The sequence below is a fragment of the Streptomyces sp. PR69 genome (assembly GCF_026420845.1).
In the GTDB taxonomy this organism is placed as follows: Bacteria; Actinomycetota; Actinomycetes; order Streptomycetales; family Streptomycetaceae; genus Streptomyces.
The window spans coordinates 21,564-40,075 of record NZ_JAOWCB010000016.1 but is presented as its reverse complement, the minus strand read 5'-3'; the positions used below and the strand labels follow the sequence as shown (position 1 = coordinate 40,075).

The following is an 18,512-nucleotide window of genomic DNA, read 5'->3' as shown; positions in this document are numbered from 1 at the left end:
CTGACGGGACTCACCTCCCGTACGCCCCTCCAGCACATCCGGACGGGCGGGGAGCGGCCCCATGGCGCCCCGCCCGCTCCACCCCACGCAGTATCTCTCACTTCAGCACGACATAGAGCACCACCGTTTCCAGGGAGCTGTTTTCCATGAGCGCCGAGGCACCCGGACAGAACGAGCACTTCCTCCGAGTCATTCGGCGGCGCTTCCGTAACTGGCGTGGCACCCGGCCGTTCTGGGCGGGGCTGTTCACTCTGGCCGGCGGTTTGCCGATCGCCTATTTTCCGTACGCCAATCTCCACCTTGGCAATCTCACTCTCGCGATGTCCACCACCGGTGGCGCGGGATCGCTGATCATCGGCGTACTGCTGTTCACGCTCGGCCTCACGATGTGGTTCCACTCGGTCGTCCGGGTGTTCGCGGGTGTCGCCGCCATTGTGCTCGCACTGGTGTCCATCCCCGTTTCCAACCTCGGCGGCTTTTTCTTCGGCTTCTTGTTCTCCCTGCTCGGCGGTGCTCTCTCCATCTCGTGGGCTCCCGGAAAGTCCGCGAAGCCGGCCGACGAAGCCGAGCCGGAGCAGGCTCCGCCTGGTGAGGGCGAGGCGGCCGGCGCGCCGTCCCCCGAGGCCGAGGAGCCCGTCCCGAACGCGACCGAAACGACTGCCCACGCCAACGGCGGGAGGAACAGTGCGGGGTGATGAAACACAGCTGAGCGCAGCTGACGGCAGTACGGCTCCGGTGAGAAAGGGACCCCGTCACGCGGCCCCGAAGAAGTCACTTCTGACGAAGCTGCAGCTGCCTGCCAGCAAGGCGCTCGCCCTGGCGGCGATGCCCACCGCCGTTTTCGTGGGCATGGGGCTCACCCCCAAGCTGGCACTCGCCGACGACAAGGAGATCCCCTTCGCGCCGGGCCCGTGTGTGACCCGCTCGGACGAGCCGGAGGAGACCGAGAAGGAGACCTCGCCGACACCGTCCGAGACCCCTTCGCAGAGCCCGTCCGCCGGGCCGTCAGCGGAGCCGGAGCCTACGCCCACGGCCACGGCCGAGGAGGGCAAGGACGAGCCGAAGCCGGACGCGAGTCCGTCGGCCGCCTCCACCCCGGACCCAGGCAAGCAGCAAGCGGCTCAGGCCCAGGCCCCCGAGGCCCCGGCCGCATCCTCCACGAGCGTCCCGGAGCCAGAACCGGAGCCGGAGCCCAGCGAGTCGAAGAACCCGCTGGACCCGCTGGGCCTGGGGGACGCGATCAAGGACCTGTTCGACGGCCCGGACGAGGAACCCAAGCAGGCGTCCACCCCGGCGGCTCCCACGCCCACGTCGAGTGCCACCGAGACGACGCAGCCCGCTGAGGATCAGCAGCAGCCTGCTGAGCAGCAGCCCGCCGCCCCGGAGGAGAAGAAGTCCGAGCCGAAGGCGGTTGCCAAGACCGCCGACGAGGCTGCCGACGAGGTCAGCGAGGCCACGGACCCGGCCAAGACCGCCATCAAGGACGCCGCAGACAAGGTCGGCGCCACGGTGGAAGAGCTGGACGAGGACGTCAAGGGACTGGACCCCAAGAAGGACGAGGACATCCCGGACGGCGCGAAGCCGCGCTTCCCCTGCCCGACCTCCGACCCGGAAGCCCTGGCGAACGCCCAACTGGAGCCCGGCATCCCGCTGCTCCCGGACGACCCCTGGATCCTGGAGAGCTCCCTGCTCACCCTCATGGGACTCGACTACCACGGCATCGTTGAGGTGAGGACCGGCAGCGGCAAGGTCAAGAAGGTCCTGAAGTTCACCGCGACGGGCGTTGACATCAAGGACCTCCACCAACTGGTGGTCGGCCCGATGGGCACCACCGCCCACGTCGAGGCCCGCAAGGGATCGACCTCGACCATCCGCAACGGCACGGTGACGATGTACACGGAGGAGCTCAAGGGCAAGCTGTTCGGCATCATCCCGATCACCTTCAGCCCGGAGTCCCCGCCCCCGCTGAACGTCCCCTTCGCCTTCTTCACCGACGTGAAGGTGACGCAGGCGGGCCAGTTCGGCGGCACGCTGACCGTGCCGGGCCTGCACAACTACTTCACGGGCGCATAGCCGACAAGCCATCGGGAGCCGCACAGAGTTGTGGGCCGCACCCTCCGCGAGGGTGCGGCCCACAACTCTGCCCGCCCGGCTTTCTCCCGTTGCCGGTCGTGCCAAACCTCGTCGACCCGCAGAGGCATGGTGTTCGATGGATTCCCGCCGTCCTCCGCGGCCGTGCGGTTCCGCGCTGACGACGGACGGCCGCTGCCCTGGCCAAAGGGGAGGCGTCGTCGCTCCGTTGCGTCATATGGACTATCCGCAGGTCAGAAGGGGTGTGGCCGCAGGGGGTACTGGGGCTGTGGAGCCTGGAGTGGCACAAGAGGGTGATCTGACGAAACTGGCGTAATCGCAGCGTGCTCATCCCGCCACTCTCGACCAACATCATCAGGCGCTGCTTCACTGACGAGCAGCCCAGGGCCGCCGTTTCGGTGCAGCTCAGGGGCGTGTCCATGCCTTGAGCGCCTCCATCGAAGGGACCCTGGATGTCCACCGCAGTGACGCCGGAACAGCCCGAGCAGCAGGCGCAGTCAGCGGGGCGGGCGCAGCTCAGTCTCGGTGTCGCGGCGGCGCGGAACCTGGCGACCGTCACCAAGTCCGTACCGCAGATGCAGAACATCAGCTCGCGCTGGCTGCTGCGGACACTGCCGTGGGTGGAGGTCAGCGCCGGCGCCTACCGGGTCAACCGCCGGCTGATGTACACGGTCGGCGACGGCCGGGTGACGTTCGTCCAGGACGGCGCGGAGGTCAGGGTCATCCCCGCAGAGCTGGGAGAGCTTCCGCTGCTGAGCGGGTTCGACGACGCCGAGGTGCTCCAGGCGCTGGCCGACCGGTGCGAGCAGCGGGAGTACGAGCCCGGCCGGCTGCTCGCGCAGCAAGGGCAGCCCGCCGACTGCGTCTACCTCATCGCGCACGGCAAGGTGGAGCGCGTCGGAACCGGCAAGTACGGCGAGGAGGCCCGGCTGGGCTCGCTCGCCGACGGCGGCTTCTTCGGCGGGCAGACCGTCGCGGCCGAGCCCGGCGAGTGGACGTTCACCGCTCGCGCCGCGACCGCGTGCACCGTGCTGGTCCTGCCCCGTCAGGCGTACGAGGACGTCGCGGCCCGCAGCGAGCGGCTGCGCGCCCATGTCGAGCGCCGCCAGGCCGAGGAGGCCCGGCCGCACAACAAGCGCGGCGAGGCGGAGATCGCGATCTCCGCCGGGCACTCCGGGGAGCCGCCGATCCCCGGCACCTTCGTGGACTACGAACTCAAGCCCCGTGAGTATGAGCTGAGCGTCGCCCAGACCGTGCTGAAGGTGCACAGCCGCGTCGCGGACCTCTACAACGAGCCGATGGACCAGATCGAGCAGCAGCTGCGGCTGACCATCGAGGCGCTGCGCGAGCGCCAGGAGTTCGAGATGGTCAACAACCGCGAGTTCGGGCTGCTGCACAACGCCGACTACGGCCAGCGCATCCCGACCCGCTCCGGGCCGCCCACCCCGGACGACATGGACGAGCTGCTCTGCATGCGGCGCTCCACCAAGGCGTTCTTCGCGCACCCGCGCGCCATCGCCGCCTTAGGCCGCGAGTGCAACAAGCGCGGCCTCAGCCCGGAGAGCGCCGACGTCAACGGCCGCAGCGTGCCCGCCTGGCGCGGGGTCCCCATCTTCCCGTGCGGCAAGCTCCAGGTGTCCGGCGACGGCACCTCCTCGATCCTCGCGATGCGCATGGGCGAGGACGACGGGGGAGTGGTCGGCCTGCGCCAGACCGGCATCCCCGACGAGTACGAGCCCGGCCTCAACGTCCGCTTCATGGGCATAGACGCGCAGGCCATCATCTCGTACCTGGTCAGCACGTACTACTCGGCGGCCGTGCTGGTGCCCGACGCCCTCGGCGTGCTGGAGAACGTCGAGGTCTTCCACACAGGCCGCTGACCACACAGGCCGCTGACCACGCCGACCGCTGACGCTGCCGCTGACACCCACCGCTGACGCCGAGAACGGAGCACACTGGTGTCACTGCTGTCCCGCATGACCGCGCCCACCGTCGCCCATGACGTGGCGGATCTGGTGCACACCCTCCTGTCCCGGCACGCGGGGGCCGCGCCCGCGCGGCTGCCCGGCGGCGGGGTGCCACGCGGGACCACGCCGACGGCCATCAGGGCGGCCGCCACCGTCCCCACGGGCCCCACGGGGCTGGGCACGTCCGCCGCCCGCATCCCGCCGGCCCGGCCGACCGGGGACGCCCCCCGTACCGCCCCCGCCGGCACATCCCCACGTGGCCTGTACTGCCCCCCGGCCCTGCGCGACGACCCCGAACTCGCCGCGGAGGTCAACGAACGGCTGCTCGAGTGGGCGGACGACGTCGGCATCTACGCCGGGCGGCTCGACCGCGTCCGCGCGGCCGACTTCGGACGGCTCGTGATGCTCGCCCACCCCGGCGCCGACGACCCGGACCGGCTGCTGGCGGCGGCCAGGTGCGCCCTGGCGGAATGGGCCACGGACGACTACTACTGCGATGACGAGGCCGCTGCCGGAACCGCGCTCACGGAGCTCGGCTCCCATCTCGGTCTGGCCTACACGGCGATGGACCCGACCCACCCCCCTGTCGGCCGGATGCCCGCGCTGGAGAAGGGCCTGCGCGCCGACCCCGTACGCGTCGCCCTGCGCTCCGGCTTCGAGCACTTGGCCCGGTACGCCGACTGGACCCAGATCGCCCGCCTGCGCGCGGAGATCGCCGTACTGTTCGTGGGCTACGGCCAGGAAGGGTCCTGGCGCTCGCAGGACCGGATGCCCGCGGTCTGGGAGTATCTGGCGCACCGCCAGATCAACAGCTTCGTCCCCTGCCTCGCCGTGATCGACGTGGTGGACGGCCATCCCCTGACCGCCGCCGAGTACGACGATCCCCGGGTGCGCCGCGCCGTGGTGATGGCCGGTACCGCCAGCACCCTCGTCAACGACCTCTACTCCATGGCAAAGGAGCACGACGCCTCCGGCCCGGAGTACAACCTGCCCCAGGTGATCGCCGCGGAAGAGCGCTGCTCCCTGCGCGAAGCCGTGGACCGCAGCGTCGACATCCACAACGAACTGGTCCGCACCTTCGAAGCGGAGGCCGCGGCCCTCAGCTTCACGGGCTCTCCTTCACTCGGGCGTTTCCTCGCCGGAGTGTGGGCCTGGCTCGGCGGCAACCGCGAATGGCACAGCGGCAGCGCACGTTACGCGGGCGCGGACGAAGCCGGCTGACCCTCCCTCCTGATCCATCGGATGCGCATGCGTACGCGTCGCGTGTTTTCCCTGCCCTGACGAGCTGTAAGGAGCCCTCACGATGACGACCACCCCGGAGACTTCCGCTCACGTCCTGCGCACCGACTACCAGCGTGCGGTGGCGACGTACTGGAACAACGAGAAGGACCCCGTCAACCTCCGCCTCGGCGAGGTCGACGACCTCTACCACCACCACTACGGCCTCGGCGACTGGGACCCATCCGTCCTCGAAGGCCCCGAGGACACCCGCGACGCCCGCATCATCGAGGAGCTCCACCGGCTGGAGTCCGCCCAGGCGGACGTCCTCCTGGACCACCTCGGCCCCGTCCAGCCCGGCCACCGCCTCCTCGACGCGGGCTGCGGCCGCGGCGGCACCAGCGTCATGGCCAACCTCCGCTTCGGCTGCGAAGTGGACGGCGTCTCCATCTCCCAGACCCAGGTCGACTTCGCCAACGACCAGGCCGCCAAGCGCGGCGTCGCCGACAAGGTCCGCTACCACTTCCGCAACATGCTGGACACCGGCCTGCCCACCGGAGCCTTCCAGGCCATCTGGAACAACGAGTCCACCATGTACGTCGACCTGTTCGACCTCTTCGCCGAACACGCCCGCCAGCTCGCCTACGGCGGCCGCTATGTCACCATCACCGGCTGCTACAACGACGTCACCGGCGGCCGCTCCAAGGCGGTCAGCCGCATCGACGAGCACTACACCTGCAACATCCACCCGCGCAGCGCCTACTTCAAGGCGATGGCCGCCAACGGCATGGTCCCCATCAACGTCGTCGACCTCACGGCCGCGACGATCCCCTACTGGGAGCTGCGCGCCAAGTCCTCCCTCGCGACGGGCGTCGAGGACCCCTTCCTCACCGCGTACAAGGAGGGCAGCTTCCACTACCTGCTCATCGCGGCGGACCGCGTCTGAGCGACGGGAGTGCGTCAGGTGGCCTGAAGGTGGCGCCCCATGCTCTGGGGCGCCACCGGGATGCCGTACGCCTCACCCGCCTACCGAGACGGCCTTTCCTCCTCGGCTCCGTCCCGGAAGCCGGCCGCCATCAGCTCTGCGGCATCCGGTGGTGTGGGGCACAGGGGTGCGCATGGTGCGCAGGCGTAGACGTTGAAGCCGGGGCCGGAGCCCGCGTGTACCTCGGAGACCAGAACAGGGGCGGTGGTGAAGGCCTGGCAGCGTACGCACATGCTCACCGGGGGCAGCTGTCGCGCACATCCCGTGCAGATCCGCTGGTGGACCACCTGGCCGGTGGCGTCGGTGGTCACCACGGGCATAGGGGCCCTCTGCGATCCACAGGCGTCACAGGTGGCGGGGGCGTTGCTCGCGGTCATCGGGCGGCTCCCTGTGCACCGATGAGGTGCGCGTCGAGTACGAGGGCATGGGGCCGCTGCCCCTGGGCGCGTACGCAGGGGCGGACCAGGGCCGTTGCCTCGCCGTTCAGCGGTACGTCGAGCCCGTACGGCGAACGATGCGCGGGGAGCGGTGTCGAGGCCGGGTGCCCGCGCCCGGCGAACGCCGGTTCCGGAAGGCTTCGCCTGGCGTTGGCAGTACGCGGGGCAAGTGCCTGCACCGCCCACCGGGCTACGCGGCGGGTAGCGTTGGTCATGTCGGTCTGCTCCGTTCAGATCGGCCGTGCCCCGGGAGGTCTGACCACCTCGCCGGGGTTCTTCATGTCCACCATACGGTGGTCTACCGCAGTCTACTGCGGTCGCGCGGTAGATCGCAGAGTTCTAGCGTCAACCGCATGAGTGAAGGCCTTGACCGCACGCGTCCGATCTGGCGTCAGGTGGCCGCGGCTATCGCGGACCGCATCGCCGACGGCACGTACCCTGTCGGCGGCAAGGTGCCTTCCGTGGTGGAGCTGTCCGCCGAGTTCAGCATCGCCGCCTCGACGGCGCAGAAGGCGTTGGCTCACCTGAAGGCGGAGGGGCTGGTCAGGGCCGAGGTCGGACTCGGCAGCTTCGTTGCGAAGCGGCCCGAGTAGCTGGATGCACAGGACCCCTACACGTGATCGGGTTTGACTCGACCCGGCCCACTGGGTGCAGATCGCCGACCTCATCCGGGAGCGAATCGTGACAACGGAGTTGGGTCGAGAGGGCTTGGCATGTCGCAGAGCGAAGGTGCGCGATTGCTCCGGGAAGCGCGGGCCACGGGTGCACGTCAGCACCCTCCAGGCTGCGTTACCGAACCTGTCACCCGAACCGGCATCAGCCCCCGCGCATGCGGACGCTGGCCGAAGTGCGGGCGGCTTTAGCTGCCGGGCTGGGGTTCCCCGGGGATCTGGGGCGGATGGACGCCGAGGTGGCGGAGGCGCTGGAGCGTGCTCCGTACGACGATCTGCGTGAGATGTCGGAGGTCATCGCCGCCTATCCGGGGCATGTGCTGGCGCGCTGCGAGCCCGGCTTTGAGGGCGCGCTCGCCGAAGGGCTTGGGCTGACGCGGCGGCTCAAGGAGGCGTGAAGCGGGCGTGGGCCGCACCTCGTGGCGTACGGGGTGCGGCCCACGCCGCAAAAGGCGGGACGGAACTAGCGGCCGCCGCCCAGGTGGTGGACGCGGACCATGTTCGTGGTGCCGGGGATGCCCGGAGGGGAGCCCGCGGTGATGATCATGGTGTCGTTCTGGTTGTAGCGCTGGAGCTTCAGCAGCTCGGCGTCGACCAGGTCGACCATGGCGTCCGTGTTGTCGACGTGCGGGACGACGAAGGACTCCACGCCCCAGCTCAGGGTGAGCTGGTTGCGGGTCGAGGCGTCCGTGGTGAAGGCCAGGATCGGCTGGACCGCGCGGTAGCGGCACAGGCGGCGGGCCGTGTCGCCGGACTTGGTGAAGGCGACCAGGGCCTTGCCGCTGAGGAAGTCGGCGATCTCGCAGGCCGCGCGGGCGACGGAGCCGCCCTGGGTGCGGGGCTTCTTGCCGGGGACCAGGGGCTGGAGGCCCTTGGCGAGCAGCTCCTCCTCGGCGGCGGAGACGATCTTGGACATGGTCTTGACCGTCTCGATCGGGTACGCGCCGACCGAGGACTCCGCGGAGAGCATCACCGCGTCCGCGCCGTCCAGGATCGCGTTGGCCACGTCGGAGGCCTCCGCGCGGGTCGGGCGGGAGTTGGTGATCATCGACTCCATCATCTGGGTGGCGACGATCACCGGCTTGGCGTTCCGGCGGCACAGCTCGATCAGGCGCTTCTGCACCATCGGGACCTTCTCGAGCGGATACTCGACGGCCAGGTCGCCGCGGGCCACCATCACACCGTCGAACGCCATCACGACGTCCTGCATATTGGCGACGGCCTGCGGCTTCTCCACCTTGGCGATGACCGGGACCCGGCGGCCCTCCTGGTCCATCACCTTGTGGACGTCCTTGACGTCGTCGGCGTCCCGCACGAAGGACAGCGCCACCAGGTCGCAGCCCATGCGCAGGGCGAAGCGCAGGTCCTCGACGTCCTTCTCGGACAGCGCCGGGACGTTGACCGCCGCACCGGGCAGGTTGATGCCCTTGTGGTCGGAGATCACGCCGCCCTCGACGACGATGGTCTTCACCCGCGGCCCTTCGACCTCGACGACCCGGAGCTCGACATTGCCGTCGTTGATCAGGACCTGGTCGCCCTTGGAGACATCGCCCGGCAGGCCCTTGTATGTGGTGCCGCAGATGGACTTGTCACCGGGGACGTCCTCGGTGGTGATGGTGAACTCATCACCGCGGACCAGTTCGACCGGGCCCTCGGCGAAGGTCTCCAGACGGATCTTGGGGCCCTGGAGGTCGGCGAGCACGCCCACCGCGCGGCCGGTGTCCTCGCACGCCTTGCGCAGGCGGACGTACCGCTCCTCGTGCTCAGCGTGGGTCCCGTGGCTCATATTGAAACGGGCCACGTTCATGCCGGCCTCGATGAGCGCTTTCAGCTGCTCGTAGGAGTCGACGGCGGGGCCCAGTGTGCAGACGATTTTGGAACGGCGCATACGGCGGATCCTATCGGTTTGTTTCTAGGCGGAATATTCCGTCTGGTGGAAGATACAAGTGGGCAGAGGGTCGCTCAGTTGTTCAGTTTTCGGTTGCCGTGTTGACGACGGCGAAAGTCTGGTGGGCTATTTCCAGTTCTTCGTCGGTCGGGACCACGGCGACCGCCACGCGCGCGTACGACGGCGAAATGATCCGCGGCTCATCGGACCGTACGGCGTTGAGCTCGGCGTCCACCGCCATGCCCAGCTCCTCAAGGCCCGCGATCGCAGCTTCCCGCACCGGCGCCGCGTTCTCACCGACCCCGGCCGTGAACGCCACCGCGTCCACCCGGCCGAGCACCGCGCAGTACGCGCCGAGGTACTTCTTCAGCCGGTGGATGTAGATGTCGAAGGCGAGCCGCGCCCGCTCGTCGCCCGCGTCGATCCGCCGCCGGATCTCCCGCATGTCGTTGTCGCCGCACAGCCCGATCAGACCGCTCTTCTTGTTCAGCAGCGCGTCGATCCCGTCGACCGACATGCCGGCGACCCGGTGCAGATGGAAGATCACGGCCGGGTCCAGGTCCCCGGACCGCGTCCCCATCACCAGCCCCTCCAGCGGCGTCAGCCCCATCGAGGTGTCCACGCACACCCCGCCGCGCACCGCCGACGCCGACGCGCCGTTGCCCAGGTGCAGCACGATGACGTTCACCTCGGACGGGTCCTTGCCCAGCAGCTCGGCCGTACGGCGGGAGACATAGGCGTGCGAGGTGCCGTGGAAGCCGTACCGCCGGATGCGGTGCGCGTCCGCCGTGTCCACATCGATCGCGTACCGGGCCGCCGCCTCCGGCATCGTCGTATGGAAGGCCGTGTCGAACACCGCCACCTGCGGCAGATCCGGGCGCAGCGCCCGCGCCGTGCGGATGCCGGTGATGTTCGCCGGATTGTGCAGCGGCGCGACCGGCACCAGCCGCTCGATCTCCGCCAGCACCTCGTCCGTGATCACGGTCGGCTGGGTGAACCGCAGTCCGCCGTGCACCACCCGGTGGCCGATCGCCGCCAGCTCGGGGGAGTCCAGGCCCAGGCCGTCCTGGGTCAGCTCCTCCGCCACCGCCTTCAGGGCGGCGGCGTGGTCGGCGATCGGGCCGGTACGCTCCCGGCGCTCCGCGCCCTCGCGGGCCAGCGGGGTGTGCACCAGACGGGACGTTTCCTCGCTGATGCGTTCGACGAGGCCGACGGCCAGCCGGGTGTCGTCGCGGGCGTCCAGCAGCTGGTACTTCACCGACGAGGAGCCGGAGTTGAGGACGAGGATGCGGCTGGGGGCGGTGGGGTTGGTCATCTCGGATGCCTTCTGTGCTGCGGCGTTACGCGGAGTGGGGCAGGGGTTCGGGCTGCGGCTCGGGCCGGGAGTGCGGCTCGGGCTGGGAGTGCGGCTCGGGCTGGGACTGGATCGCCGTGATCGCGACCGTGTTCACGATGTCGCTGACCAGCGCACCGCGCGACAGGTCGTTCACCGGCTTGCGCAGGCCCTGCAGCACCGGGCCGACCGCCACCGCGCCCGCCGAGCGCTGCACCGCCTTGTAGGTGTTGTTCCCGGTGTTCAGGTCCGGGAAGATCAGTACGGTGGCCTGCCCGGCCACCTCCGAGTCCGGGAGCTTGGTCGCGGCGACGGACGGCTCGACCGCCGCGTCGTACTGGATCGGGCCCTCGATCTTCAGATCGGGACGCCGCGCGCGCACCAGCTTGGTCGCCTCCCGCACCTTGTCGACATCCGCGCCCGAGCCGGATGTGCCCGTCGAGTACGACAGCATGGCGATGCGCGGCTCGACGCCGAAGCGGGCGGCGGTCGCGGCGGACTGGATCGCGATATCGGCGAGCTGCTCCGCGTCCGGGTCCGGGTTGACCGCGCAGTCGCCGTAGACCAGCACCCGGTCCGCCAGACACATAAAGAAGACGGACGACACGATCGCGGCGTCCGCCCTGGTCTTGATGATCTCGAACGAGGGGCGGATGGTGGCGGCCGTGGAGTGCACCGAGCCCGACACCATGCCGTCGGCCAGCCCCTCCTGGACCATCAGCGTGCCGAAGTAGTTCACATCGGCGACCACGTCATGGGCCAGCTCCACGGTCACGCCCTTGTGGGCGCGCAGCTCGGCGTACCGCTCGGCGAACCGCGTCCGCAGCTCGGAGGTGTGCGGATCGATCAGCTGCGCCGCGGAGAGGTCGATGCCCAGGTCGGCGGCCTTCTTGCGGATCGCCTCCGTATCGCCGAGGAGGGTCAGCTCGCACACGGAGCGGCGCAGCAGGACGTCGGCCGCGCGCAGCACGCGCTCCTCCGTGCCCTCGGGCAGCACGACACGGCGGCGGTCGGCGCGGGCCTGCTCCAGCAGCTCGTGTTCGAACATCATCGGGGTGACCCGGCCGCTGCGGGCCACCGCCAGCCGCTCCAGCAGCTCGCCGGTGTTCACATGGCGCTCGAACAACCCGAGCGCGGTCTCCGCCTTGCGCGGGGTGGCCGCGTTCAGCTTGCCCTCCAGCGCGAACAGCTCGGCGGCGGTGGGGAAGCTGGTGGAGGCGACGGAGATGACCGGGGTGCCGGGCGCGAGCCGGGAGGCGAGGGTGAGGATCTCCTTGCTGGGCCGCTCGTTGAGGGTCAGCAGCACCCCGGCGATGGGCGGGGTGCCCGCGGAGTGCGCGGCCAGCGCGCCGACCACCAGGTCGGCCCGGTCCCCGGGGGTGACGACCATACAGCCGGGGGTCAGGGCGTTGAGGAAGGTCGGCAGCATCGCGCCGCCGAAGACAAAGTCCAGCGCGTCGCGGGCGAGCCCGGAGTCGTCGCCGAGCAGGACGACGCCCCCCAGGGCGTGGGTGATCTGGGCGACGGTGGGGGCGGCGAGGGCCGGCTCGTCGGGCAGCACATAGCAGGGGGAGGGGAGGCGGGCCGTCAGCCGCTCGGCTATCGGCTCGCGGTCCTCGGGGGCTGCCCGGTTGACCACCAGCGCGAGGATGTCGCAGCCCAGCGCCTCGTACGCCCGGTAGGCGTTGCGGGCCTCGGCCCGTACGAGATCGGCGGGCTGCCCCTTGCCGCCGACGACCGGGATCACGGACGCGCCGAACTCATTGGCGAGCCGCGCGTTGAACGCCAGCTCGTCGGGGAGCTGGGTGGCGGCGTAGTCCGTGCCCAGGACCAGCACCACCTCGTACTCGCGCGCCACCTGGTGGAAGCGTTCGACGAGCCGCGAGACCAGCTCGTCGGCGCCCTTCTCGGCCTGGAGCGCGGCGGCCTCGCGGTAGTCCATCCCGTACACGGTCGACGCGTCCTGGGAGAGCCGGTAGCGGGCCCGCAGCAGTTCGAACAGCCGGTCGGGGCCGTCGTGCACGAGGGGGCGGAAGACGCCCACTCGGTCCACCTGGCGGGTCAGGAGCTCCATGACTCCCAGCTCCACGACCTGGCGGCCGTCCCCTCGGTCGATCCCGGTCACGTACACGCTGCGGGTCACGCGTGCTCTCCCGTCATGTTCATGCTCTCGAAAAAAATCGTCTGGGGGCGCCGTTGCCCTCTTGACAATACCTCTGCGGCTGGCTAGGGCGCGCCTCGGGCGGCCGAGCGGCCGGGGAGTAGCTGGGGACGCGAGCGGCCCGTCATACATGGAACAATCGCACTGGGCTCACATGTACCACTACGAGCAGGAGACACAGCACGATGCGCATCGGAGTACTCACCGCAGGCGGCGACTGCCCCGGCCTGAACGCAGTGATCCGGTCGGTCGTGCACCGCGCCCTGACCGGCCACGGAGATGAAGTCATCGGCTTCGAGGACGGTTTCAAGGGACTGCTCGACAGCCACCACCGCAAGCTCGACCTCAACGAGGTCAGCGGCATCCTCGCCCGCGGCGGCACCATCCTCGGCTCCTCCCGCCTGGAGCGCCGCCGCCTCGCGGAAGCCGCCGAGAACGCCGGCGAACTGGCGCGGAAGTACGGCATCGACGCGCTGATCCCCATCGGCGGCGAAGGCACGCTCACCGCGGCCCGGCTGCTGTCCGAGGCCGGGATGCCCGTCGTCGGCGTACCGAAGACCATCGACAACGACATCTCCTCCACCGACCGCACCTTCGGCTTCGACACCGCGGTGACGGTCGCGACGGAGGCCATCGACCGGCTCAAGACCACCGCCGAGTCCCACCAGCGGGTCATGGTGGTGGAGGTGATGGGACGGCACGCCGGATGGATCGCCCTGGAGTCCGGCATGGCGGGCGGCGCGCACGGCATCTGTCTGCCCGAGCGGCACTTTGAGGTCGACGACCTGGTGAAGATGGTCCAGGAGCGCTTCGCCCGCGGCAAGAAGTTCGCCGTCATCTGCGTGGCCGAGGGCGCCCACCCGGCTGAGGGCTCCATGGACTACGGCAAGGGCGAGATCGACCAGTACGGCCATGAGCGCTTCCAGGGCATCGGCAACCGGCTGGCCGCCGAGCTGGAGCAGCGGCTCGGCACGGAGGCGCGCCCGGTGATCCTGGGCCATGTGCAGCGCGGCGGCACGCCCACCGCGTACGACAGGGTGCTCGCCACCCGCTTCGGCTGGCATGCGGTGGAGGCCGTGCACCGCGGAGACTTCGGGATGATGACGGCGCTGCGGGGTACGGAGGTGGTGATGGTGCCGCTGGCGGAGGCGGTGACTCAGCTGAAGACGGTGCCGGCGGACCGGATGGACGAGGCGGAGTCCGTTTTCTGACGGGGGGCTCCGCCCCCAGGTTCGGGGAGGCGCGGGTTATCCCTCCGCCAGTTCCCAGAAGTGGTCCACGATCCGGTCCAGAAAGTCCCGGCCCGGCTCCGCCGTGTCATGCGTCGTGTCGCCCCAGCTGAGCGTCGCCACCATCCGCGACTGGTAGTCGGAGTGCAGCCGCTCCAGCACGCCCTCCAGCAGATCCTTGTCGAGCGGCAGCAGTTTGCCCACCGGCCGCACATACGGCTGCCAGCGCGCGGCCACCGCGTCGCGCAGCAGGTTCGCCAGGTCCTCGTCCCGGCCCGTGACGGTCAGCAGCTCGCGCGGGCCGAGCCGGAGGACGTCCGCCAGGGCGGCGGTCTGCCGCGCGTTGCCGCGCCAGCGCCCCGACTCCTCCATCTTCAGATAGGCGGAGGCGTCCACGCCGACGCGCCGCGCCAGTTCGCCGGGGGCCAGCCCGTGGGACATGCGGTGCTCGCGCAGGGTCGTGGCCTGCGCGAGCAGTTCGCCCGGTGAGCACCACAGCACCCCCGCGAGCGCGGACAGTTCATGCGGCCGGGGTGCGGCCGCACCGCGCTCCCACGCGGCGACCGTCTCCGGGCTGATCTGGAGTCCGTACTGGGCGTGGAGGCCGTAGGCGACATGGCCGGGGTGCATGCCGAGCGCTTCGCGCAGTCGGCGCGCTGCGGAGGCGTTGAACGGGGGCGAAGGGTGGTGCTGCACCCGGACAACGTAGGGGCGGAAGGGCGCGCGCGACTACGGTCCGTTCCCCCAAGGCCACATGTCGTAGGAATATCCCAGGTGATCGTCTGGTGCCTCCCGGCAATGGGATTACCTGCCGGTTCGGCGGCGCGGGCGTCCGCGGCCGGGCGCGCAACCGCGCTCGGTATCGCTGATATCGGATTGGTGTTGGAGTTCGGAGGAGTCGACGTCGTCGTCAACACCGCGGGCATCCTGCTCCTGGCCCCCATCGCGACGCTGGACCTCGACGACCTCGACCGGATGCACCGCACCAATGTCCGCGGCGCCTTCGTGGTCTCCCAGCAGGCGGCCCGGCGGGTGCGCCGGGGCGGCGCGATCATCAACTTCTCCACATCCGTCACCCGGCTGCAGTTCCCGGCCTACGGCGCCTACGCGGCGAGCAAAGGCGCGGTCGAGGCGATGACCCTGGTGCTGGCCCGCGAGCTGCGGGGCAAGGACATCACCGTCAACGCCGTGGCCCCCGGCCCGACCGCCACGCCGCTGTTCCTCGAAGGCAAGGACCAGCCGACGATAGACAACCTCTCCAGCGCGGCCCCGCTTGAGCGGCTGGGCGCCCCGGAGGACATCGCCGAAACGGTCGCCTTCCTGGCAGGCCCCGCCCGGTGGATCAACGGCCAGATCCTCTACGCCAACGGCGGCCTTGCCTGACCGCCGCCGTCGTCGTCAGCGGTTCGACGGCAGCCAGCGGTACTGCAGTTCGGGGCGGCCGATCTGGCCGTACCGCGGACTGCGCACGGCACGCCCGGCGGACACCAGATGCTCCAGATAGCGGCGCGCCGTGATCCGCGAAATGCCCACCGCCGCGCCCGCCTCCGCCGCCGTCAGCCCGCCCTCCGCGTCGCGCAGCGTCAGCGTCACCGCCTCCAGGGTCGGGCCGCTGAGCCCCTTGGGCAGACCGGTGCTCTGCGGTGTCGCACGCAGCGCCGCCAGCGCCCGGTCCACCTCCTCCTGCCCGCTGGCCTCGCCCGCCGCGGCGCGGAACTCGGCATACCGGGCGAGCCGGTCGCGCAGTGCGGCGAAGGTGAAGGGCTTCAGCACGTACTGCACCACCCCCAGCGACACGCCTTCGCGGACGACCGCCAGATCGCGGGCGGACGTGACGGCGATGACGTCCGCGTGATGCCCCGCCGCGCGCAGGGACCGTACGAGCCGCAGCCCGTGCCCGTCCGGCAGGTAGAGGTCGAGGAGCAGCAGATCGACGCGGGTGCGCTCCAGCGCCCGCACGGCCTCCGCACGCGAATGCGCCACCCCGGCGACCTCGAAGCCGTCGACCCGGCGCACATAGAGCGCGTGCGCGTCGGCTGCGACGGGGTCGTCCTCGACGACCAGCACATGGATGGGGCGGGAGACGGTCATACGGACGCCTCCGCCGGGGCGTGGAGGGGGAGCCGTACGGTGAACTCCGCGCCGCCGTCCGCGGAACGGGCGAGCCCGATCGTGCCGTCGGCGCGGCGAACGGCCTGCCGCACCAGCGCGAGCCCCAGCCCGCGGCCCGCGCCGTGGGTGGACCAGCCGCGCCGGAACACCTCCTCCGCGTCCGCCGGATCGACGCCCGTGCCGCTGTCCGCGACGCGCAGCAACAACACCCGCCCGTCGTCCTCCACCCGCACGGTCACGATCACGACCGCCCGCCGGCGGGCCGCGGGCGCCGCGGGGAGGCTGTGCAGGCGCCCGCCGCCCTCGTCCGCCGCGCCCGGCGATACGGCCCCATCGGGCCATCCGCCGCCGTCCGCAAGCTGAGCCCCGTCTCCCGATGCGGCTGCAAGACGCGAACCTGCGCTTCCCACCGCGCCGGCGTGCGCCGCGGGCGTCCCGACGGGGTCCGCGGTGCTCGCTGCGGTTGGGCCTTCCCCGACCGGACCCGCGTCGGCCGGGGCCGGACGGGTCGGCCGCGTGCCCGCCGCCTTCGCGTCGGCCGCCGTCGTGGGCGTTCCGGTGGGGTTCGCCGTGCTTGCCGCGGTTGCGTCCGCGGTGGCCGGGTGGGCCGCGTCCGTGGTGGTCGGGTGCGTGCCTGCGGTCTTCGGGTCGGCCGCCGTCGCGGGCATCCCGGCGGGGTTCGCGGTGCTTGCCGCAGTCGGGGCTGTGGCGGTTGGAGTCGGGTCGGTTTGGCGCGTGCCCGCCGTCTTCGCGTCCGGGTCCGGCGTGGGTGTGCCGGCGGGGTTCGCGGTGCTTGCCGCAGTCGGGGCCGCGGCGGTCGGAGTCGGGTCGGTTGGCCGCGTGCCCGCCGTCTTCGCGTCGGGGTCCGGCGTGGGTGGCCCGGTCCGGGCCGCCATGCCTGCCTCCGCCCCGGCCGCGGTGGCCGGGGCAGGGTCCTCCGGGCGTGGGCCCGGCGGTTCGGATGCCGCCGCGTCGACCGCGTTGTCGATGAGGTTGCCGAGGATCGTCACCAGGTCGCGCGCCGGGAGGGACGCGGGCAGCACTCCGTCGTCGATCCGGCTGTCGTCCGCCAGCACCAGCTCCACGCCGCGCTCGTTCGCCTGCGCCGCCTTGCCCAGCAGCAGTGCCGCGAGCACCGGTTCGCCCACCGCGCCGACCACACGGTCGGTGAGCACCTGCGCCAGCTCCAGCTCCGCCGTCGCGAACTCGACCGCCTCGCCGACCCGTCCCAGCTCGATCAGGGAGACCACCGTGTGCAGCCGGTTGGCCGCCTCATGGGCCTGGGAACGCAGCGCCTGGGAGAAGCCGCGTTCGGAGTCCAGCTCCCCGGAGAGCGCCTGCAGTTCGGTGTGGTCCCGCAGCGTGACCACGGTGCCCCGCCGCTCGCCGCCGACGACCGGGCGGGTGGAGACCACCACCACCCGGTCCGCCGTCAGATGCACTTCGTCCGCCCGGGGCTCGGACGCCAGCAGCGCGCCGGTCAGCGGCGCGGGCAGGCCGAGTTCCGCCACCCGCCGCCCCACCGCGTCCCCGCCGAGCCCCAGCAGCTCCCGCGCGCCGTCGTTGATCAGGGCGATCCGCCGCTGTCCGTCGAGCATCACCAGGCCCTCGCGCACCGCGTGGAGGGCCGCCTCGTGGTAGTCGTGCAGCCGGCTCAGCTCGGCCGCGTTCATGCCGTGCGTATGCCGCCGCAGCCGGGCGTTGATGACATACGTGCCCACCGCGCCGAGCGCCAGCGCCCCGCCCGCGACCGCCAGCAGCGCGGCGACCTGCTCCCGCACCTGTTCGCTGATCGCCCGGACCGTGATGCCCGCGCTGACGACCCCGGCGACCCGGCCGCCGCCCTCCGCGTCGTACACCGGGGCCACCGTCCGCACGGACCGCCCGAGCGTGCCGGTGTAGCTCTCGCTGTAGACCTCGCCGCGCAGCGCCGGGCCGATGTGCCCCAGATACGTACGGCCGATCTCGCCCGTCGCCGGATGCGTCCAGCGTGTCCCGTCCGGGGCCATGATCACCACAAAGTCCACTCCGGAGTCGCGGCGCACGCTCTCCGCGTACGGCTGGAGCACGGAGGAGGGATCGGTCAGCCGGGCCGCCTCGGCGACCGACGGCGAGCGGGCGACGGCGGTCGCGGTCGCCGTGGCCTGACGGCGTGCCGCCTCCTCGGCCTGGCCGCGGTCGGTGAGGTACGCGAAGAGCGCGCAGCCCGCGACGATCACCGCCACCAGCACCGCCTGCATGGCGAAGAGCTGCCCGGCGAGGCTCCGCGGACGGGGTATGCGCATGGGGGCAAGTGTGCCCGTCCGCCTTCGTATGAACGAAAAGAACGCAACGGTGACCGGCGTCACAGCCTGATGGATAGTCGCGGGGATCCATCGGGACATGGACACGCAATCACTTCAGGAGGCCCCCCGTGGGAG

Annotated in this window: 16 protein-coding genes; 9 read left to right on the top strand and 7 right to left on the bottom strand. The window is 71.1% G+C overall.

Annotated elements, in window-relative coordinates:
- Positions 1-146: 146 nt before the first annotated feature.
- The 5 genes from OF819_RS17380 to OF819_RS17360 all read left to right on the top strand — a co-directional run bounded on the left by OF819_RS17380 (position 147) and on the right by OF819_RS17360 (position 6,222).
- On the top strand, positions 147-695 hold the full coding sequence (locus OF819_RS17380; protein WP_267244469.1) for a DUF6114 domain-containing protein: 549 nt from the start codon (positions 147-149) through the stop codon (positions 693-695).
- Positions 685-2,073 (top strand): hypothetical protein, encoded by a 1,389-nt coding sequence (locus OF819_RS17375; protein WP_267244468.1) that lies wholly within the window; start codon positions 685-687, stop codon positions 2,071-2,073. The genes OF819_RS17380 and OF819_RS17375 overlap by 11 nt, the downstream gene beginning before the upstream one ends.
- A gap of 470 nt (positions 2,074-2,543) precedes the next feature.
- Positions 2,544-3,971: a family 2B encapsulin nanocompartment shell protein gene (locus OF819_RS17370; protein ID WP_267244467.1), complete on the top strand. Its 1,428-nt coding sequence runs from the start codon at positions 2,544-2,546 to the stop codon at positions 3,969-3,971.
- Positions 3,972-4,049: 78 nt separating this feature from the next.
- Positions 4,050-5,279 carry a family 2 encapsulin nanocompartment cargo protein terpene cyclase gene (locus tag OF819_RS17365; RefSeq protein ID WP_267244466.1) on the top strand — a complete coding sequence of 410 codons (1,230 nt, stop codon included), beginning with the start codon at positions 4,050-4,052 and terminating at the stop codon, positions 5,277-5,279.
- An 82-nt stretch (positions 5,280-5,361) separates the two neighbouring features.
- A complete protein-coding gene (locus OF819_RS17360) occupies positions 5,362-6,222 on the top strand; it encodes a geranyl diphosphate 2-C-methyltransferase (protein ID WP_267244465.1) in 861 nt (286 codons plus the stop codon).
- A gap of 80 nt (positions 6,223-6,302) precedes the next feature.
- Here the strand turns inward: OF819_RS17360 and OF819_RS17355 are convergent, their stop codons facing one another.
- A complete protein-coding gene (locus tag OF819_RS17355) occupies positions 6,303-6,638 on the bottom strand; it encodes a hypothetical protein (RefSeq protein WP_267244464.1) in 336 nt (111 codons plus the stop codon).
- A gap of 413 nt (positions 6,639-7,051) precedes the next feature.
- Here OF819_RS17355 and OF819_RS17350 point away from each other — a divergent pair, with 413 nt between their 5' ends.
- Both OF819_RS17350 and OF819_RS17345 read left to right on the top strand, forming a co-directional pair.
- Entirely contained in the window at positions 7,052-7,291 is a 240-nt protein-coding gene (locus OF819_RS17350) for a GntR family transcriptional regulator (RefSeq protein ID WP_267244463.1), read from the top strand.
- A gap of 236 nt (positions 7,292-7,527) precedes the next feature.
- A complete protein-coding gene (locus OF819_RS17345; protein WP_267244462.1) occupies positions 7,528-7,767 on the top strand; it encodes a hypothetical protein in 240 nt (79 codons plus the stop codon).
- 65 nt (positions 7,768-7,832) lie between these two features.
- Here OF819_RS17345 and pyk read toward each other — a convergent pair whose 3' ends face one another.
- The 3 genes from pyk to pta all read right to left on the bottom strand — a co-directional run bounded on the left by pyk (position 7,833) and on the right by pta (position 12,733).
- Complete coding sequence (pyk, locus tag OF819_RS17340; RefSeq protein WP_267244461.1) at positions 7,833-9,257, bottom strand: pyruvate kinase; 1,425 nt, start codon at positions 9,255-9,257, stop codon at positions 7,833-7,835.
- Between the two features lie 82 nt (positions 9,258-9,339).
- A complete protein-coding gene (locus OF819_RS17335; RefSeq protein WP_267244460.1) occupies positions 9,340-10,572 on the bottom strand; it encodes an acetate kinase in 1,233 nt (410 codons plus the stop codon).
- A 25-nt stretch (positions 10,573-10,597) separates the two neighbouring features.
- Positions 10,598-12,733 (bottom strand): phosphate acetyltransferase, encoded by a 2,136-nt coding sequence (gene pta, locus OF819_RS17330; protein ID WP_267244459.1) that lies wholly within the window; start codon positions 12,731-12,733, stop codon positions 10,598-10,600.
- Positions 12,734-12,936: 203 nt separating this feature from the next.
- Here pta and OF819_RS17325 point away from each other — a divergent pair, with 203 nt between their 5' ends.
- Positions 12,937-13,962, top strand: a complete 1,026-nt coding sequence (locus OF819_RS17325) for an ATP-dependent 6-phosphofructokinase (protein ID WP_267244458.1) — start codon at positions 12,937-12,939, stop codon at positions 13,960-13,962.
- Between the two features lie 36 nt (positions 13,963-13,998).
- On the opposite strand, the gene OF819_RS17320 is transcribed toward OF819_RS17325, so the two are convergent.
- A complete protein-coding gene (locus OF819_RS17320; protein WP_267244544.1) occupies positions 13,999-14,610 on the bottom strand; it encodes a helix-turn-helix domain-containing protein in 612 nt (203 codons plus the stop codon).
- Positions 14,611-14,745: 135 nt separating this feature from the next.
- Between OF819_RS17320 and OF819_RS17315 the strand changes: the two genes are divergently transcribed.
- The gene (locus tag OF819_RS17315; RefSeq protein WP_416370562.1) at positions 14,746-15,363 is read left to right on the top strand and encodes an SDR family oxidoreductase; all 618 of its coding nucleotides are present in this window, start codon (positions 14,746-14,748) and stop codon (positions 15,361-15,363) included.
- A 15-nt stretch (positions 15,364-15,378) separates the two neighbouring features.
- Here OF819_RS17315 and OF819_RS17310 read toward each other — a convergent pair whose 3' ends face one another.
- Both OF819_RS17310 and OF819_RS17305 read right to left on the bottom strand, forming a co-directional pair.
- Entirely contained in the window at positions 15,379-16,071 is a 693-nt protein-coding gene (locus tag OF819_RS17310; RefSeq protein WP_267244457.1) for a response regulator, read from the bottom strand.
- Positions 16,068-18,377 carry an ATP-binding protein gene (locus OF819_RS17305; protein ID WP_267244456.1) on the bottom strand — a complete coding sequence of 770 codons (2,310 nt, stop codon included), beginning with the start codon at positions 18,375-18,377 and terminating at the stop codon, positions 16,068-16,070. Before OF819_RS17305 ends, OF819_RS17310 begins: the two co-directional genes overlap by 4 nt.
- Positions 18,378-18,512 lie beyond the last annotated feature (135 nt).

Bases quoted from the DNA above. Each gene is read 5' to 3' on its own strand.
- OF819_RS17380 (WP_267244469.1), top strand. From the start codon at position 147: ATGAGCGCCGAGGCACCCGGACAGAACGAGCACTTCCTCCGAGTCATT.
- OF819_RS17370 (WP_267244467.1), top strand. From the start codon at position 2,544: ATGTCCACCGCAGTGACGCCGGAACAGCCCGAGCAGCAGGCGCAGTCA.
- OF819_RS17360 (WP_267244465.1), top strand. From the start codon at position 5,362: ATGACGACCACCCCGGAGACTTCCGCTCACGTCCTGCGCACCGACTAC.
- OF819_RS17355 (WP_267244464.1), bottom strand. From the start codon at position 6,638: ATGACCGCGAGCAACGCCCCCGCCACCTGTGACGCCTGTGGATCGCAG.
- OF819_RS17350 (WP_267244463.1), top strand. From the start codon at position 7,052: ATGAGTGAAGGCCTTGACCGCACGCGTCCGATCTGGCGTCAGGTGGCC.
- OF819_RS17345 (WP_267244462.1), top strand. From the start codon at position 7,528: ATGCGGACGCTGGCCGAAGTGCGGGCGGCTTTAGCTGCCGGGCTGGGG.
- pyk (WP_267244461.1), bottom strand. From the start codon at position 9,257: ATGCGCCGTTCCAAAATCGTCTGCACACTGGGCCCCGCCGTCGACTCC.
- OF819_RS17335 (WP_267244460.1), bottom strand. From the start codon at position 10,572: ATGACCAACCCCACCGCCCCCAGCCGCATCCTCGTCCTCAACTCCGGC.
- OF819_RS17325 (WP_267244458.1), top strand. From the start codon at position 12,937: ATGCGCATCGGAGTACTCACCGCAGGCGGCGACTGCCCCGGCCTGAAC.
- OF819_RS17320 (WP_267244544.1), bottom strand. From the start codon at position 14,610: ATGCACCCCGGCCATGTCGCCTACGGCCTCCACGCCCAGTACGGACTC.
- OF819_RS17310 (WP_267244457.1), bottom strand. From the start codon at position 16,071: ATGACCGTCTCCCGCCCCATCCATGTGCTGGTCGTCGAGGACGACCCC.
- OF819_RS17305 (WP_267244456.1), bottom strand. From the start codon at position 18,377: ATGCGCATACCCCGTCCGCGGAGCCTCGCCGGGCAGCTCTTCGCCATG.